The sequence below is a fragment of the Bradyrhizobium sp. 134 genome, from assembly GCF_023074155.1.
Taxonomy (GTDB): Bacteria; Pseudomonadota; Alphaproteobacteria; order Rhizobiales; family Xanthobacteraceae; genus Bradyrhizobium.
On the sequence record NZ_JADPKX010000045.1, the window covers coordinates 224,484 to 240,907 of the forward strand.

General features: G+C 63.7%; 14 protein-coding genes. 11 read left to right on the plus strand and 3 right to left on the minus strand.

Annotated elements, in window-relative coordinates; translation table 11 throughout:
• The first annotated feature begins 224 nt into the window (after window positions 1-224).
• Together IVA75_RS16005 and IVA75_RS16010 are read left to right on the plus strand one after the other, a co-directional pair.
• On the plus strand, window positions 225-446 hold the full coding sequence (locus tag IVA75_RS16005; protein WP_247290522.1) for a hypothetical protein: 222 nt from the start codon (window positions 225-227) through the stop codon (window positions 444-446).
• Between the two features lie 216 nt (window positions 447-662).
• Complete coding sequence (locus tag IVA75_RS16010) at window positions 663-1,982, plus strand: dicarboxylate/amino acid:cation symporter (RefSeq protein WP_018456682.1); 1,320 nt, start codon at window positions 663-665, stop codon at window positions 1,980-1,982.
• A gap of 10 nt (window positions 1,983-1,992) precedes the next feature.
• On the opposite strand, the gene IVA75_RS16015 is transcribed toward IVA75_RS16010, so the two are convergent.
• Both IVA75_RS16015 and IVA75_RS16020 read right to left on the minus strand, forming a co-directional pair.
• A complete protein-coding gene (locus IVA75_RS16015; RefSeq protein ID WP_247290524.1) occupies window positions 1,993-3,366 on the minus strand; it encodes a hypothetical protein in 1,374 nt (457 codons plus the stop codon).
• A gap of 97 nt (window positions 3,367-3,463) precedes the next feature.
• Complete coding sequence (locus IVA75_RS16020; protein WP_247290525.1) at window positions 3,464-4,723, minus strand: allantoate amidohydrolase; 1,260 nt, start codon at window positions 4,721-4,723, stop codon at window positions 3,464-3,466.
• 403 nt (window positions 4,724-5,126) lie between these two features.
• Here IVA75_RS16020 and IVA75_RS16025 point away from each other — a divergent pair, with 403 nt between their 5' ends.
• From IVA75_RS16025 to IVA75_RS16050, 6 genes are read left to right on the plus strand one after another with little or no spacing between them, the layout of a single operon-like run.
• Entirely contained in the window at window positions 5,127-6,239 is a 1,113-nt protein-coding gene (locus IVA75_RS16025; protein ID WP_247290527.1) for a BMP family ABC transporter substrate-binding protein, read from the plus strand.
• The gene (locus tag IVA75_RS16030) at window positions 6,236-7,348 is read left to right on the plus strand and encodes an ABC transporter permease (protein WP_247290529.1); all 1,113 of its coding nucleotides are present in this window, start codon (window positions 6,236-6,238) and stop codon (window positions 7,346-7,348) included. Before IVA75_RS16025 ends, IVA75_RS16030 begins: the two co-directional genes overlap by 4 nt.
• Before the next feature lies 1 nt (window position 7,349).
• Window positions 7,350-8,276, plus strand: coding sequence for an ABC transporter permease (locus IVA75_RS16035; RefSeq protein WP_007612833.1), 927 nt, complete (start codon window positions 7,350-7,352; stop codon window positions 8,274-8,276).
• A gap of 11 nt (window positions 8,277-8,287) precedes the next feature.
• Window positions 8,288-8,971, plus strand: a complete 684-nt coding sequence (locus tag IVA75_RS16040) for an isochorismatase family cysteine hydrolase (protein WP_247290531.1) — start codon at window positions 8,288-8,290, stop codon at window positions 8,969-8,971.
• Window positions 8,968-10,500, plus strand: coding sequence for an ABC transporter ATP-binding protein (locus tag IVA75_RS16045; RefSeq protein WP_247290533.1), 1,533 nt, complete (start codon window positions 8,968-8,970; stop codon window positions 10,498-10,500). The genes IVA75_RS16040 and IVA75_RS16045 overlap by 4 nt, the downstream gene beginning before the upstream one ends.
• A 13-nt stretch (window positions 10,501-10,513) precedes the next feature.
• Window positions 10,514-10,999 carry a nucleoside deaminase gene (locus tag IVA75_RS16050; RefSeq protein ID WP_247290534.1) on the plus strand — a complete coding sequence of 162 codons (486 nt, stop codon included), beginning with the start codon at window positions 10,514-10,516 and terminating at the stop codon, window positions 10,997-10,999.
• Between the two features lie 134 nt (window positions 11,000-11,133).
• Here IVA75_RS16050 and IVA75_RS16055 read toward each other — a convergent pair whose 3' ends face one another.
• Window positions 11,134-12,243, minus strand: a complete 1,110-nt coding sequence (locus IVA75_RS16055) for a hypothetical protein (RefSeq protein WP_247290536.1) — start codon at window positions 12,241-12,243, stop codon at window positions 11,134-11,136.
• Between the two features lie 570 nt (window positions 12,244-12,813).
• Here IVA75_RS16055 and IVA75_RS16060 point away from each other — a divergent pair.
• The 3 genes from IVA75_RS16060 to IVA75_RS16070 are packed head-to-tail and all read left to right on the plus strand — an operon-like array spanning window position 12,814 to window position 16,364.
• Window positions 12,814-14,385 (plus strand): ABC transporter ATP-binding protein, encoded by a 1,572-nt coding sequence (locus IVA75_RS16060; protein ID WP_027566590.1) that lies wholly within the window; start codon window positions 12,814-12,816, stop codon window positions 14,383-14,385.
• Window positions 14,369-15,460 (plus strand): ABC transporter permease, encoded by a 1,092-nt coding sequence (locus IVA75_RS16065; RefSeq protein WP_247290538.1) that lies wholly within the window; start codon window positions 14,369-14,371, stop codon window positions 15,458-15,460. The genes IVA75_RS16060 and IVA75_RS16065 overlap by 17 nt, the downstream gene beginning before the upstream one ends.
• Window positions 15,447-16,364, plus strand: coding sequence for an ABC transporter permease (locus IVA75_RS16070; protein ID WP_247290540.1), 918 nt, complete (start codon window positions 15,447-15,449; stop codon window positions 16,362-16,364). Before IVA75_RS16065 ends, IVA75_RS16070 begins: the two co-directional genes overlap by 14 nt.
• Window positions 16,365-16,424 lie beyond the last annotated feature (60 nt).

Below are 16,424 nucleotides of genomic sequence, written 5' to 3' on the forward strand. Positions count from 1 at the left end.
CGGTGGTTCGCCGACCAATATGAAGCCCACATCATCAATATGTGATCGAGCTCCAGACGGTCCTCGTGATCGAGCGGTCTTAACGCTTGTGGCGCAATGGCGTGCAGCAATTTGTGAAGAGGAGTTCTAAACACCTCACCGAATTCCCGACTCATTGTCGTCGCACGGTCTTCATGCAGCGCCTCTAACAGAGGCGCACGAACGGCACTACGGCTTGAGGCAACATGAGCAACGACATCGACTTCGATCTTTCGCCAGACCAATGGGAGGTTCTGAAGGCGCTTCGCAACCCGGTGTCGAACGGTCGCCTTTCCAAGGCCTATCTCATCGAGAGCCTCGTTAAGCTCGGTCTTGTCGTCGTCTGCGACGGTGTGCCGGTCATGACGCCGAATGGACGCAAGGTGCTGGTACGCGGATCGTGTCGGCTGCTGGATCTGGCGGCGTGACACGGCCACCCGCATGCGGAACATGACGGTACGACCGCAAAATCGGCTGTCCATGTGACCGATGGCAGCTCGAACGGTGGCCCGGTGCCGATGCGGATGCCCAGTCGCACCGCAAAAGCGACCAAATAGACCTCCTCCTCAGCGGAAACCGCGACAATCTGGCACGCTAGTTGCTCCTTTCGACGATCGAGACGTCGTCAAAACGGGGGAGTCACCATGTCGACCATTGCCGCGGCCCCGGCTGCCGAGCCAAAGCCGCTCTATACATCGCTGTTCGTCCAGGTCCTGGCCGCGCTGATCCTCGGCATCATTCTCGGCGTGGCCGCGCCGGATTTTGCCATCTCGCTCAAGATTCTGAGCGACGCCTTCCTGAAGCTGATTTCGATGATCGTGGCGCCGATCGTGTTCTGCGTCGTCGTGCACGGCATTGCCGGTGCGGGCGACCTCAAGAAGGTCGGACGCGTCGGCGTCAAGGCGCTGGTCTATTTCGAGGTGATGACCACAGTCGCGCTCGTGGTCGGTCTCATCCTGGCCTACACTTTCGGCCCCGGCCACGGCATGAACATCGACCCTTCGACGCTGGACGCCAAGGCCCTCAATACCTATGCCGACAACGCCCACAAGCTTCAGGGCGGCGGCATCGGCTCCTTCCTCCTCAACGTGATCCCGAGCACCTCGTTCGACGCGTTGTCGCGCAACGACGTGCTCCAGGTGCTGTTCTTCGCAGTGCTGTTCGGCGTAGGCCTCGCATTGGTCGGCGGTGAGAAAGGCAAGCTCGTCACCTCGATGATCGATGCCGCCTCAACCGTGCTGTTCCGCGTCATGGGGCTTATCGTCCGCGTCGCTCCACTTGGCGTGCTCGGCGCAGTCGCCTACACCGTCGGCAAATACGGCGTCGGCTCGCTCAAGCAGCTCGTCTCACTGGTGGCGCTGTTCTACGTCTCGGTCGGCATCTTCGTGCTGGGCGTGCTCGGCGGCGTCATGGCGCTCGCCGGCATCAACATCCTCAAATTCCTCGCCTACCTGCGCGAGGAGTTGACCATCGTGCTCGCGACCGCCTCGTCGGACGCCGTGCTGCCGCAGATCATGAAGAAGCTGGAGCGGATGGGCGTGAAGGATTCCGTGGTCGGCCTGGTGATCCCGACCGGATATTCCTTTAATCTCGACGCGTTCTCGATCTACCTGACGCTTGCGGTCGTCTTCATCGCGCAGGCGACCAACACGCCGCTGTCATTCGGCGACCTCCTGCTGGTGCTCGGCGTCTCCCTGATCACCTCGAAGGGCGCGCATGGCGTACCGGGCTCCGCGATCGTGATTCTGGCGGCGACGCTGAACGCGGTGCCGAGCATCCCTGCGATCGGCCTCGTGCTGGTCTTGTCGGTCGACTGGTTCATCGGCATGGCTCGCGCGGTCGGCAACCTCACCGGCAACTGCGTTGCCACCGTGGTGGTGGCCGCCTGGGAAGGCGACCTCGACCGCGCCAAGGCGGCGAAGGTCCTCGACGGCGGCGAGCTCGTGGACGTAACGGCGGGGTAACGACCGCCGTTCAGTCATTCCACTGGAGGAGCGGCGTTCCATGCGCCCTCCTCCAGACGGAGAGGAAACGCGGAAACCAGGAGTGGGCTACGGCGCCCTTGTAGGCCCAGGTGCGATATTTCAGGCCCTGCTCCGAGATCAGTTCCTGATAGCCGCCGTGGACTTCGGTCGCGGTGCGAATGTCCTTCAGAATTCCCTGGGCGCAGGAACGGTAAGTATTGCTCCCCGAGAATTCGTCGTAGTCCAGCATGCGATCCGCGAACTCGACGTTGAACGTCGGCCAGGAGGACCGTCCCTGGTAGGCGGGAGCCGCGATCTTATGGATCATCTTGTTACGCGGATTATCCGCGGACACCAGGAAGTGGAATGTGCCGGGGATGCGAAAGCGCGGCTCCGCAATGATCAGATCCGCCGTGGCCGCGAACAGCGCGCGCTCGCTTTCCTCGCTCATATCCCAGAAGCCGCGATGCACATTGACGAAATCCAGCGCGACCGAGGACACCGGCGAGCCCGTAGGGCCATCAAGAGAATGCCTGATATGGCCGCCCTTGCCGAACAGGTGGAGCAGGTCCCTCTTGTACTGCGCCAGGTCGCGTCCGAGCCGCCGCTTCAGCTCGTTCTCGTTGACGATTCCGAGCTGCACGCCCCACACGAACGTCGTGTGAACGCAGGCGTTAGTGACGAAACGCCTGCGCTCGGCGCGCGTGTCGGTTGCCGCGGAGCGCGGAGTACTGGCGTCGCACAGCAAATAGGTGGAGCCATCATCATTGAACGGTTCGAGCTCGCTTGCGAGCTGGAGGATCGCGCGCTTCAGATCACCGCAATATTCGGCCAGCAGCAGGCGGCCGGCATGCGCGCATTGCGACATCGCCAGGTAGGATGACCCTCTCTCCTCGGCAGAGATCATCTGCCGCAGGCCGGCCAGAATGCCGAGCAGCGTATCCGAGGGGCGCGAGAAATAGTTCACGCCAAGATACCTGGCGGGCCCAGCCGGGACGATGGTCGTCGTGACGACGTTGGCGCGAACCGCTTCCAGCAGCAGGCGGACGCTCTTGTCGAGCAGACGAGCCCGCCGCACCGCATCCTGCGAATCCATGATGGTGTCGGGGTCGAGGACGTCGGGATAGAACCAGGCAAAGTCGCGCGGATAATACGCAGAGGCGTGCGGCGCGCCCGTGACGAGAAAGGACTCAGTCACCGCAAAGGCGCTGTCCATCGAGTGCCGGTAAAGGTCTTCGATGGCCGTGAACGGATGATGTGACTGCCTCAGGAATCGATCACCGAGAAAGTTCACGGCTTGGAGCGCGTTGGCGACGAAGGTCGCCGCCACACCCTGGTAAAATCGGTTTTCGCGATGGGATGGAAACGAGATGCTGCTGTTCATAGGCGCCGTCGAATGGTGTCTCGTGGTTCGGCGGGAGGCCGTCGTGGCTCTAGACCTGTATGATTCGTGTCTCCATCCCGTGACTTGCGGGTTCAGTTTACCCTTTCCGCGGCCTAAAATCCTCGATCAGCCGCAGCAGCACCCGGGCGCCGGCGTCGGCATCGGCGAGCTCGACATGCTCGTCCGGGTGATGGCTGATGCCGCCGCGGCAGCGGACGAAGATCATGCCGACATCGGCAATATCGATCATGGCCATGCCGTCATGCCCGGCCCCGCTCGGCAGCTCGAACACGGAAAAACCCTCCGCCTTGATTGCCTGCGCGATCTGGTCCTTCAGCCAGGGCGCGCACGGCGCGGTGCGGTTCTCGTGGGTGACGTCGAGCTGAAGCGACAGTTGGCGGCGCTTTGCGACGGCCTCGATCTGCCTGACGACATCGGCGACCGCGCGCTTGCGGTGCATGTCGGTCGGTGCCCGCATGTCGATGGTGAACGACACCTCGCCCGGAATGACGTTGGTCGCGCCGGGCCTCGCCTGGATGTAGCCGACGGTGCCGACCAGCCCGTCCTCGTCGGTGCGGCAAAACTGTTCGATCGCGCCGATACATTCGGCCGCGCCCGCCAACGCATCGCGCCTGAGCGCCATCGGCACCGTGCCTGCGTGCCCCGCCATGCCGGTCAGCCGCGTGGCAAGCCGTGTCGCGCCCGCAATCGCGGTGACCACGCCGACGGGCAGGTTTTGTGCTTCCAGCACCGGCCCTTGCTCGATGTGCAGCTCGAGATAGGCAAGCAGCTCGCGCCGGGCTCGCGCGGCCGCGCCAATATGATCGGGGTCGAGCCCGAACTGCACCAGCGCGTCGCGCATGGACACGCCATCGCGGTCGCGTGTGTTGAGGGCGCTCTCGTCAAAGGTGCCGGCGACCGCGCGGCTGCCGAGCAAGGTCGAAGCAAAGCGCACCCCTTCCTCATCAGCAAAACCGACGATTTCGATCGCGAACGGGAGGCGCTTGCCGCGGCCATTGAGATCGGCGACGCAGGCGATCGCGGTGATCACGCCCAACGGCCCGTCCCATTTGCCCGCATCGCGCACGGTGTCGTAGTGCGAGCCGAGCATCAGGCAAGGCGCGCCCGGCTGCTCGCCTTCGTAGCGCCCGCAGACATTGCCGATCGCGTCGAGACGCGCACTCATGCCGGCGTCGCGCATCCAGCTCAGGATGAGGTCCGCCGCCTTGCGCAGCTCGCTGGTCAGATAGATGCGGGTGAGCTTGTCGCCTTCTTCCGAGATCGCCGCGAGCTCATTGATCCCTCGCACGATCTCTTCGCCGAGCGAACCAGTGTGAACGGCGTTACCAGCAGCCATCTCGGCGAGCTTTCCATCTCTTGGGACCGCGGCGACGGCGGTCCTGGCGCAATCGATTCAAGTTCGGTGCCAGCGAAATCACGCGGCCGACACCGTTCCAATCAGCGCGTGGTTAGCATGAATGCGGTCGCCGGCAGACCACCCGGCCCTCGTCATGCACATGTCCAGGCCGGTTAAGACTGCTTAACTCCATTGCATACAACTATAAAATATTGCCTATAATTTCATCTGCTGCTTTCCTGATCAAGCTCGAATTGCCGAAAATATCTAATTAATTTCAACGGCTTAATAAAAGATTCTCTCTCGGCAACCTCTGGCACGAAGCTTGCGACAATTGATCCCGGGCTCCGCCAGACCGGCGCAGCGCGAGATGAGGCGGTGCATCCGCCAAGGGGAGCAAGCAATGGAATTTGGCAGGATCTCACGACGTCATTTGTTGCAGGGCAGTGCGGCCCTCACGCTCGGCGCGGCGGCCGGCGCCCGCCCGTCCTTTGCGGCCGAGACGACGATCGGTTTCATCTATGTCGGCTCGCGCGACGACTACGGCTACAATCAGGCGCATGCGCAGGGCGCGGCGGCGCTGAAGAAGATTCCCGGCCTCAAGGTCGTGGAAGAAGAGAAGGTGCCGGAGACCGACGCGGTCGAGAAGACGATCGAGTCGATGATCAATCTCGACGGTGCCACCCTGCTCTTCCCGACCTCGTTCGGTTACTACAATCCGCACATGGTCAAGATGGCCAACAAATTCCCGAAGCTTCACTTCGAGCACTGCGGCGGCCTGTGGAGCGACAAGGACCCAAAGAACGCCGGCAGCTATTTCGGCTATATCGATGAAGCCCAGTATATCTCGGGCATCGTCGCCGGCTACAGCTCCAAGAGCGGCAAACTCGGCTTCGTCGCCGCGAAACCGATCCCGCAGGTGCTGCGCAACATCAACGCATTCGCGCTCGGCGCGCGGCTCGCCAATCCCAAGGCCACCACGCAGGTCATCTTCACCGGTGACTGGTCGATGCCGATCAAGGAAGCCGAGGCCACCAACAGTCTGATCGACCAGGGCGTCGACGTGCTGACCTGCCATGTCGACGGTCCGAAGACCATGGTCGAGAACGCCGCGCGCCGGGGCGCCATGGTGTGCGGCTATCACGTCAACCAGTCGCCACTCGCGCCAAAGGCGTATCTCACGGGAGCCGAGTGGAACTGGGAAGCGTTGTACCCCAAGTTCGTCAAGATGATCGCCGCCGGCGAGAGCATCCCGAACTTCTATCGCGGCGGCCTCAAGGAGGAAATCGTCAAGACCTCGCCCTATGGCGAAGCGGTCTCCGCCGAGGCGCGCAAGCACGCCGACGACGTCAAGGCCAAGTTCTTGTCCGGTGACGGCTACGCCATCTTCAAGGGAGGCCTGGTCGACAACAAGGGCAAGACGGTGATCGCAGCCGGCACCGATCGCGGCCAGAAGGATCCCGAGCTCGAGAAGATGGACTATCTTGTGGAGGGCGTGGTTGGGGCGACTTCGTGACGACGGAAGCTGCGGATCCTGTTGAAGCGGTCGGGACGGTTGCCCCGGCCGCCGATCCGGGATTCCTCCAACGTCACGGCGGAGCGATCGAATATATCCTGATCCCGGGCGCGGCGCTGGCCGGCGCGCTCGGGGTCTTCGGTATCTTCGTCGCGATGTTCGGCAAGAGCCCGCTCGACCTCTATTTCTACATGTACTACGGCGCGTTCGGCACCTGGTTCTCGTGGCAGAACACGTTGACGCGCGCGGCGCCGCTGATCCTTACCGCACTCTGCACGGCGCTGCCCGCCCAACTCGGCATGGTCATCATCGGCGGCGAAGGCGCACTCCTGATCGGCGCGCTGTCGGCAACCAGCGCGGCACTGGTGCTTCAGGGCATGCCGCCGCTCGTCGTGCAGATCGCCATGGTCATCGCCGGCGTGATCGGCGGCGGCCTCTGGGTCATGCTCTCGGGCGCGCTGCGGCAATATCGCGGCGTCAACGAGACGATCTCGAGCCTGCTGCTCGTTTACATCGCGCTCGCGGTCCTCAACCATCTCGTCGAAGGCGTGATGCGCGACCCCGCGAGCCTCAACAAGCCGTCAACCCGCGAGATCGGCGCGGCCAACATGATCGGATCGATCCCCGGCACCGACGTGCATTGGGGTCTCGTGTTCGGCCTGATCGCCGCGATCGCCGCCTATATCCTGATCTATCACACCGTGTTCGGCTTCGCCGCGCGTGTTGCCGGCGGCAACATCCGCGCTGCGAAGATCGTCGGCCTCAATGTCAGCAAGCTGATCCTGACCATCTGCTTCCTCGCCGGCGGCGCCGCGGGCCTTGCCGGCATGGTCGAGGTCGCCGCCGTGCAGGGGCGCACCAACGCCAACCTCGCCGCGGGCTACGGCTTTACAGGGATTCTCGTCGCCTTCCTGGCGCGACAAAATCCGCTCGCCATTATCCCCGTCGCGATCCTGCTCGGTGGTATCAGCGCCAGCGGCGGGCTGTTGCAGCGCCGCCTCGGATTACCGGATGCATCCGTGCTGGTGCTGCAAGGCATCATCTTCGTCTTCGTGCTGGCCAGCGATGCGCTTTACGGCCGCATCGGGTTTCTGAAGGGAAAGTCCTGAGATGGCAGACGGCTCGATCGGACTTTGGACCGTCCCGCTCGCCGTGCTCGGCGGCGCCATTCGCGTCTCGACCCCGTTCCTGTTCGTGAGCCTGGGCGAATGCATCACCGAGCGCTCAGGCCGCATCAATCTCGGCCTCGAAGGCACGCTGGTGATGGGCGCGATGAGCGCATATGGCATTTCCTATCTCACGGGATCGCCGTGGCTGGGCGTGCTCGCCGCTGGCATCACCGGTGCGCTTCTGGGCGCGCTGCATGCCGGCATCTGCTCGCTGCCGCGCGTCAACGACGTCGCGGTCGGCATCGCGCTGATGTTGTTCGGCACCGGACTAGCTTTCTACCTCGGCAAACCGTTGATCGAGCCGACGGCACCTCGACTGCCCGCAATCGATTTCGGCTGGTGGAGCGATATTCCGCAGGTGCGCGCGGCCCTACGGGTCAACGTGCTGTTCCTGATCGGCGTCGCGCTCGCCCCAATTCTCTACTGGGCCTTCCGGACTACGCGCTGGGGCCTCCTGATCCGCACCGCCGGCGAGAGTTCGGACGCCGCGCGTGCGATGGGCCACTCCGTGCTGCTGATCCGCCTGCGCGCAACCATGGTCGGCGGCTTCCTTGCCGGAATCGGCGGTTCCTTCCTGTCGCTGTTCTATCCCGGAAGCTGGAACGAGGGCCTGTCCTCGGGCCAGGGCATTACGGCGGTTGCACTCGTGATCTTCGCGCGCTGGGATCCCTTGCTCTGTCTGTGGGCCTCGCTCGCCTTTGGCGGTGCTGCAGCACTGGGCCCGGCGCTGCAATCGGTCGGCGTCACCTCCGGCTACCACCTCTTCAACGCCGCCCCCTACATCCTGACGCTGGCGATCATGATCATCACCTGCTCGCCGAAACGCACGCTGACCGGAGCCCCGGCCGAATTGTCGATCACCCGCTAGAGAGCCAAATTATGCCCGAGCGCACCATCAAGTCCGAGCCCTATGCCTGGCCCTATAGCGGCGATCTCCGTTCCGAGAATACCGCGCTCATCATCATCGACATGCAGACCGATTTCTGCGGCGTCGGCGGCTATGTCGACAAGATGGGCTACGACCTCTCACTGACGCGGGCGCCAATCGAGCCGATCAAGAGACTGCTGACGGCCATGCGGGGCCAAGGCTTTCACATCATCCACACCCGCGAAGGCCACCGTCCCGATCTCTCGGATTTGCCGGCCAACAAGCGCTGGCGGTCCCGGCAGATCGGCGCCGGCATTGGCGATCCCGGTCCCTGCGGCCGCATCCTGGTGCGCGGCGAGCCCGGCTGGGACATCATCCCGGAGCTCGCGCCGCTGCCCGGCGAACCCATCATCGACAAGCCTGGCAAGGGCTCGTTCTGCGCCACCGATCTGGAGCTGATCCTGCGCGTGCGCGGCATCGAGAACATCGTGCTCACTGGCATCACCACCGACGTCTGCGTTCACACCACCATGCGTGAGGCCAACGACCGCGGCTTCGAATGCGTGCTGCTGCACGATTGCTGCGGTGCCACCGACAAGAGCAACCACGACCACGCGCTGAAGATGATCAAGATGCAGGGCGGCGTGTTCGGCGCGGTCTCGACGTCCGACGCTTTCATCGGAGCGATTTCGTGATCGTCGGCGAAACGCCGCCGCCATCGGGCGCCTTCGGCGTCGATGCCATCGCCATGACCATACGCTTCGGTGATTTCCTGGCGCTGGACAATGTCGCGCTGAAAGTGCGGCCGGGTTCGTTCCATGCGCTGCTCGGCGAGAACGGCGCCGGCAAGTCGACCCTCGTCAAATGCATCATGGGCTACTATCACGCCACCGAGGGCGACATTCTGGTCGGCGGGCGCGAGCACGCGATCGGCAATCCTAAGGACGCCCACGCCCTCGGCCTCGGCATGGTCTACCAGCATTTCACGCTGGTGCCGGCGATGACCGTCGCCGAAAATCTGGTGCTGGCGCGCGATGACGTGCCGGCTGTCGTGAACTGGCCGAAAGAGATGAAGGAGCTCGAGGCCTTTCTCGCGCGCATGCCATTCAAGGTACCGCTCAGCTCAAAAGTCGCCGACATCTCCGCGGGCGAGCGCCAGAAATGCGAGATCCTCAAGCAACTCTACCTGAAGCGCCGCTTCCTGATCCTGGACGAGCCGACTTCGGTGCTGACCCCGGCGGAAGCCGACGAGGTGCTCGGCATGCTCCGCGACATGGTGGTCAAGGGCGAGCTGACCATCCTGATGATCACGCACAAGTTCCGCGAGGTTATGGCCTTCGCCGACGACGTCACGATCCTGCGCCGCGGCACGCTCGCCGGTGCCGGCAAGGTGTCCGAACTGACGCCGGACGCGATGGCGCGCACCATGATCGGCGCCGAGGAGCTGACGGTGCAGCCGCCCCGCACCGGAGAGGCCGGCAAGGCGAGGCTGGAGCTGGCGAAGATGCGCGCGCTCGACGACGCCGGCGCCATCGCCGTTCATGATGTCTCCCTCACGGTCCGCGCCGGCGAGATCGTCGGCATCGCCGGCGTCTCCGGCAACGGCCAACGCCAGCTCGTCGAGGTGCTGGCCGGCCAGCGCGAAGCCGAGAGTGGCGAGATCCGTGTCGCCGGCGATCCCTATCACGCCAGCCGCGAGGAGATGCGGCGGCACAATATGTCACTCCTGCCGGAGGAGCCGTTGAAGAACGCATGTGTCGGCGGCATGAGCGTCGCCGACAACATCGCCTTTCGCGAGTTCGACCGCGCGCCTTTCGCTAGCTTCGGCTGGTGGCTCAACCGCGGTGCCTTCCGCGTCGACGCCAGGAAGAAGATCACCCAGTACAAGATCAAGACCCGCACGCCCGACACGCCGATCTCGGCGCTGTCGGGCGGCAACGTCCAGCGCGCCGTGCTGGCCCGCGAACTCGGCGGCGCCGTCGAGGTGCTGATCGCAGCCAATCCCTGTTTCGGGCTCGATTTCGCAGCGGTGGCGCAAATCCATGCCGAGATCATGGCCGCGCGCAACCGCGGCGCCGCGGTGCTGCTGGTCAGCGAGGACCTCGACGAACTCCTTGAACTCTCCGATCGGCTGGTGGTGATGTTCCACGGCGAATTCGTGTATGAAGCACGGACCAGCGAAGCCGATCTCACCGTTGTCGGTCGGCATATGGCGGGGCATTGACCAGGGGAGAGCGATGAGCGGCGGGTCCGAGCGCGACGAGCACTTCCTCCGCCTTTCCTTTGCGGTCGCCAGCCGTTCCCTCACCCACGGCAACCATCCTTTCGGCTGCATCGTCGTCGATGCTGAAGGCAAAGTGCTGATCGAGGCAGAGAACGGTTACATGCCGGATCACGACGGCACCGCGCATGCCGAGCGCCTCGCCGCGACACTGGTCTGCCGGACGCTCGGCCGCGAGGTGTTGGCGAGAGCCACCCTCTATTCCTCCGCCGAGCCCTGCGCGATGTGCGCCGGCGCGATCTACTGGGCCGGCATCGGCCGAGTCGTCTATGGCCTCAGCGAACACCGCCTGCGCAGCATTACCGGCGATCATCCGGAGAATCCGACGCTAGACCTGCCCTGCCGCGAGGTCTTTGCCAGTGGCCAGAGGCCGACAGACGTTGCGGGGCCGTTGCTCGAAGACGAGGCCGAAGCGCTGCACGATGGCGTGTGGACGAAGTAGACGCCGCCGAGCGGGCCTTGCCCCGCGCTCATTGAAGGGCTGCCTGACGGTACCCAGCCCATCCCCCAAACGAAGATGACGCCGCGGAGGTTTGACGCGGCGTCATCGTCATTCACCTGAAGAGTGTCAGGTGGTTAGAACTTCACAGTGATACCGGAGTAGAGCGAGGACTCGGTGCAGGATCCGGTGCTCACCTTCGTACCACCGACGAAGGTGGTGCAAGCAAAGGCATTGTTGTGATCGAGGCCGAACTTGTTCTGCCAGTAGCGATAGGCGACCCAGACGTCGACGAAGTGCGAGTACTTGTCGCCCCAAATCGCCTTCGAGGCATCGAGGGTCAGGCGGATCGGCTCGGAATTGAACTCGACCTTGGTCGGATAGACGTTGTTGGCGACGCTGGCGGGAAGCGGCTCGGTGTCGGTGCCCTTCTTGCCGTACCACGCCGCGCGGCCGCTGATCGAGAAATACTGCATGTTCTGCGGCAGAAAGCCGAGGTCCATATAGTAGTTGGTTTCGATCGCCCAGGTCGGCTTGAACGACGTGTTGCCGTCGGCAATACACGGAGCGGACCAACCGGCGCCGCACTGCGAGAAGGAGTTGTGGTTGGCGAACTCCCAATACACCAGCGGCGCGACGTTGAAGTAGCCCTTATAGGGAAGATCGAAGGCGAACTGCAGACCCGCGACAACGTCGCGCTTGGCGGCGCCGAAATAACGGTTCTCCGTGTTGGCATCCATACCAACCTCGAACGAGATGTTGTGCAGGGGGCCTTGCGTGAAGGCCTTGGTGTTGAAGATCTCGTTCCAGCCGAAGGTTGAGCGGAAAAGGCCGTAGATTTCTGTCGCGCCGGCACAGCTCGTCGGCGTCGCAGCGAAGCCCGCAGCCGGCGAAACGACCACGCCTGTGGCGGTGCAGGGGCCTGCCGGATCGTTGTGGTCCGACTTGAACATCGAGATGGTGAAGAAGTTGGTGCCGTAGGTCCAGGCATCGAAGTGGGTGAAGGAGTAGACCTGCTTCGTCGTCTTGGCGTTGATCACGCCGTTGGTGTTGGTGAATGCACCGGGCTGCGAGGCATTGAAGATGTAGGAGAAGGTGACGCGGTCGTCGATCACCAGGAAGAACGGAAGGTCAGCCGCCTTCTTGGCAGCCTTGACCGGCAAGTCGGCTGCCTGAGCCATGCCACCGGTAGCGAGCGTAGCAAGTGACAGCGCCGCCGCCGCAACTGCCTTCATACGAAACGACATCGAATACCCCCAAGTTTGGACACGTAAAAATGAACGTCCCTTGGGTGCGACACTTGCGCCGATCTCCCGGAGTGAGAAGCCTCAACTTGTTTCAAGGCATGCCGCTTGTTTGCACAGGGTGCTGCGTTTCACTGGCGGATTTGGAAGGCCAAGCCTCACCGCCATACGTCAGGCGAGAGCGGCCATTGCCGGATATTCCCGTTTGATTTCGCTCGCCTTTTCATGTCGAGCGGACGAGGCAGACAAGATGGGCGGGAGCTACTGTCGCGGTGTTCGCAAATGCATACGCGTGATGGCGCGTCTCTGCTTAACTTCACGCCAAGCCTGCATAGCGGGTTCCGATTTGGCTTGAGCCGTCACAAATTTGCAACACGCGTCGCACGCAAGTCGGGACTGCAAAGGCTGCTCGGCAGGCTTTGAGGGCGATCGCCGCCCGGCGACAGCCGCGACTCGCCGACACCACTTGCCTGCCGAAGCGTTGAGCAAGGGATGACGCTTTTTCACACCTTACGCGGCGGTTCAAACTAGCCCAGTATTGAGGCACTTCACCCCATGCAAGCGCATCAGCGAATGTTGGATCCCACGGCTAAGAGTCTGCATTCCGGCGAGTCCCCGCTCCTCAGGACGGTCGGGCTCACCAAGCGCTATGGCGATTTCCTCGCCAACGATGCCATCGACATCGATATCTGGCCGACGGAAATCCACGCGCTGCTGGGCGAGAACGGCGCCGGCAAGTCGACGCTGGTCAAGGCGATCTACGGGCTGATCCAGCCCAGCGCTGGCCAGATTTTCTGGCAGGGCCAGCCGATCGTGCTGTCCGGCCCCTCGGAAGCGCGCAGCCGCGGCATCGGCATGGTGTTCCAGCACTTCTCGTTGTTTGACAATCTCACCGTCGCCGAGAACGTCGCGCTCGGCCTCGACGGGAAAGAATCCTTCAAGGACATGTCGGCGCGGCTTGAGCAGGTGTCGAAGACTTATGGATTGCCGCTCGATCCCAAACGCGAGGTCTGGCAATTGTCGGTCGGCGAACGCCAGCGCATCGAGATCGTTCGCGCGCTCATGCAGGATCCACAATTCCTGATCCTTGACGAGCCCACCGCGGTGCTGACGCCACAGGAAGCCGACCAGCTCTTCATCGTGCTGGAGCGGCTCAAGGCCGAAGGCCGGGCGATCCTCTATATCAGCCACAAGCTCGAAGAGGTGAAGCGCCTGTGCGACACGGCAACGATCCTGCGCGGCGGCAAGAAGGTGGAGACCTGCAATCCCAGGCTTGAGACCGCCGCTTCGCTCGCGCGCATGATGGTCGGCGGCGAGATCAAGGAAGTGAAGGCGGCCGCCGGCCGGCAGACCACGGTGCCGCGCCTCGTCGTCAACGATCTCTCGCTCGCCCCCGGCGAGGCGCATGGCGTGCGGCTCGAGCACATCTCGTTCGAGCTGAAAGGCGGCGAGATCCTCGGCATCGCCGGGGTTGCCGGCAACGGCCAAGACGAATTGTTCGCCGCGCTCTCCGGCGAACGCCTGTCGAAAGATCCCGGCACGATCGTGATCGAAGGCCTTGCTGCCGGCCATCTCTCGATCACGCAGCGCCGCAAGCTCGGCGCGGCCTTCGTTCCCGAGGAGCGGCTCGGCCACGGCACCGCGCCCCGCATGAAGCTTTCGGAGAATGCGCTTCTCACCGGGCATGCCGCCAGCGGCATGGTCCATCACGGCTTCATCGATACTGCGGCCACTCTGAAGACGGTCGACCGCGCAACCGAGACGTTCGACGTCCGCAAGGCCAAGCGCGATCCGGAAGCAGCATCCCTCTCCGGCGGCAATTTGCAGAAGTTCATTGTGGGACGCGAGATCCTGCGCAATCCCGCGGTGCTGGTGGTGAGCCAGCCGACCTGGGGCGTCGACGCCGGCGCTGCCGCCGTCATCCGCCAGGCGCTGCTTGATCTCGCAACCGCAGGCGCCGCCGTGCTCGTCACCAGCCAGGACCTCGACGAGCTCGCGGAAATCGCCGACCGCATCGCCGTGATGTTCCATGGCCATCTGTCTGCACCGCTCGCCACCAGCGAGGCGACGCGCGAAAAACTCGGCCTGTTGATGGGCGGCAGCACGCTGGAGCCGAAGGAGGCCGCGCATGCAGTTGGTGCTTGAGAAGCGCGCCGAGCGCTCCAACACGATCGCGCTGATCTCTCCGCTGATCGCGATCGGCCTCACGATCGTGACCATGGTCATCCTGTTCGCGATCCTCGGCAAGAATCCGCTGCTCGCCCTGCACGCCTATTTCATCGCGCCTTTGACCGACAGCTATTCGCTCCAGGAAATCGCGGTGAAAGCAACTCCGCTGGTGATGATCGCAATCGGACTATCGCTCTGCTATCTCGCCAATGCCTGGAACATCGGCGCCGAAGGGCAGTTCCTGATTGGTGCAGTCGCCGGAAGCTGGATTGCGGTGAAGACGCAGGGCACCGACGCCGGCGGCTGGGTGCTGCCAGTCATGCTCGTGCTCGCCGCCGCGGCGGGCGCGCTCTACGCACTGATCCCGGCAATCTGCAAGGTGAAGTTCGGCGCCAGCGAAATCCTGACCAGCCTGATGCTGGTCTATGTCGCCGATCTCTTCCTCGACTATCTCGTGCGCGGCCCCTGGCGCGATCCACACGGTTTCAACTTCCCGACCACCGCCGAGTTCGATCCGGTCGCAACGGTGCCGCTCCTGATCGAAGGCGGCCGGCTGCATCTCGGCTCCATCATCGCCCTTCTCGTCGTCGCGGCGGTGGCGATCCTGCTCGGGCGCACCATAAAGGGATTCGAGATTCGCGTGGTCGGTGCGGCGCCTCGCGCCGCGCGGTTCGGCGGCTTCAATTCCAACCAGTTGATCATCCTGACCTTCGCCGTCTCGGGCGCGCTGGCCGGCCTCGCCGGCATCATCGAGGTCGCGGGTCCGGTCGGACATCTCCAGCCCGGCATCTCGCCGGGTTACGGTTTTACGGCGATCATCGTGGCCTTTCTCGGCCGGTTGAACCCCCTTGGAATATTAATTGCAGGCCTTTTTCTCGCGTTGACCTTTATCGGCGGCGAGCAGGCGCAGATCGCGATGAAGATCCCGTTGGACGTCACCAAGGTTTTTCAAGGCATCCTGCTGTTCTACGTGCTCGCCTGCGATTCCCTCATTCTCTACCGCTTCAAGCTGGTCTTCCCGAACCGACAGGTGGCTCGTGGAACTCATTGAAGCCATCATTCTCGCAGTGCTCGCCGCTTCGACGCCGCTCCTGATCGCGGCGACCGGCGAGCTCGTAACTGAGCGCTCCGGCGTGCTCAATCTCGGCGTCGAGGGCATGATGATCGTCGGCGCCGCATGTGGCTTTGCAGGTGCGTGGCTGACCGGCTCGATCCTCATTGGCGCACTGTTTGGCATCGTCGCCGGCACGCTGATGTCACTGGTCTTCGCACTGATGGCGCTCGGACTTGCGGTCAACCAGGTTGCAACGGGTCTTGCGCTGACCATCCTGGGCGTCGGACTCTCCGGCCTGATCGGCGCCGGTTTCGTCGGCGAGCGCATCACCCCGGCGCTGCATCTCAACATTCCCGGTCTCACGGATATTCCGCTGGTCGGCCGCGTGTTGTTCGGCGAGGACGCCTTTGTCTATTTCTCGCTGGCGCTGGTCGTCAGCGTCTGGTGGTTCCTGTACCGCACGCGGCCAGGATTGATCCTGCGCGCCTGCGGCGACAACCATGTCTCCGCGCATGCGCTCGGCTATCCCGTGCTGCGCATCCGCACCCTAGCGGTGATGTTCGGCGGCGCCTGCGCCGGACTTGCCGGTGCCTATCTGCCGCTCGCCTATACGCCGTTCTTCATTCCGGGCATGACCGCGGGACGCGGCTGGATCGCGCTGGCGCTGGTGGTGTTCTCGTCCTGGCGGCCGGGCCGCCTCGTGGTCGGCGCCTATCTGTTCGGCGCGGTGACGATCCTGCAGCTGCACGCGCAGGGCTGGGGCGTCGGCATTCCCTCGCAGTTGATGTCGGCGCTGCCTTACCTTGCGACTGTCGTCGTCCTGGTCCTGCTCTCCCGCGCGCGCACGGGTGGATCGACCGCACCGGCTGCGCTTGGCACCGTGTTCGTGCCTGACCGCTGAGTTTCATTTCCACACCGTGCGCGATGGGGCGCGCACGTTGCGGATCGTGGCTTTCCCCTG

Bases quoted from the DNA above. Each gene is read 5' to 3' on its own strand.
- IVA75_RS16005 (WP_247290522.1), top strand. From the start codon at position 225: ATGAGCAACGACATCGACTTCGATCTTTCGCCAGACCAATGGGAGGTT.
- IVA75_RS16010 (WP_018456682.1), top strand. From the start codon at position 663: ATGTCGACCATTGCCGCGGCCCCGGCTGCCGAGCCAAAGCCGCTCTAT.
- IVA75_RS16015 (WP_247290524.1), bottom strand. From the start codon at position 3,366: ATGAACAGCAGCATCTCGTTTCCATCCCATCGCGAAAACCGATTTTAC.
- IVA75_RS16020 (WP_247290525.1), bottom strand. From the start codon at position 4,723: ATGGCTGCTGGTAACGCCGTTCACACTGGTTCGCTCGGCGAAGAGATC.
- IVA75_RS16025 (WP_247290527.1), top strand. From the start codon at position 5,127: ATGGAATTTGGCAGGATCTCACGACGTCATTTGTTGCAGGGCAGTGCG.
- IVA75_RS16035 (WP_007612833.1), top strand. From the start codon at position 7,350: ATGGCAGACGGCTCGATCGGACTTTGGACCGTCCCGCTCGCCGTGCTC.
- IVA75_RS16040 (WP_247290531.1), top strand. From the start codon at position 8,288: ATGCCCGAGCGCACCATCAAGTCCGAGCCCTATGCCTGGCCCTATAGC.
- IVA75_RS16050 (WP_247290534.1), top strand. From the start codon at position 10,514: ATGAGCGGCGGGTCCGAGCGCGACGAGCACTTCCTCCGCCTTTCCTTT.
- IVA75_RS16055 (WP_247290536.1), bottom strand. From the start codon at position 12,243: ATGTCGTTTCGTATGAAGGCAGTTGCGGCGGCGGCGCTGTCACTTGCT.
- IVA75_RS16060 (WP_027566590.1), top strand. From the start codon at position 12,814: ATGTTGGATCCCACGGCTAAGAGTCTGCATTCCGGCGAGTCCCCGCTC.
- IVA75_RS16065 (WP_247290538.1), top strand. From the start codon at position 14,369: ATGCAGTTGGTGCTTGAGAAGCGCGCCGAGCGCTCCAACACGATCGCG.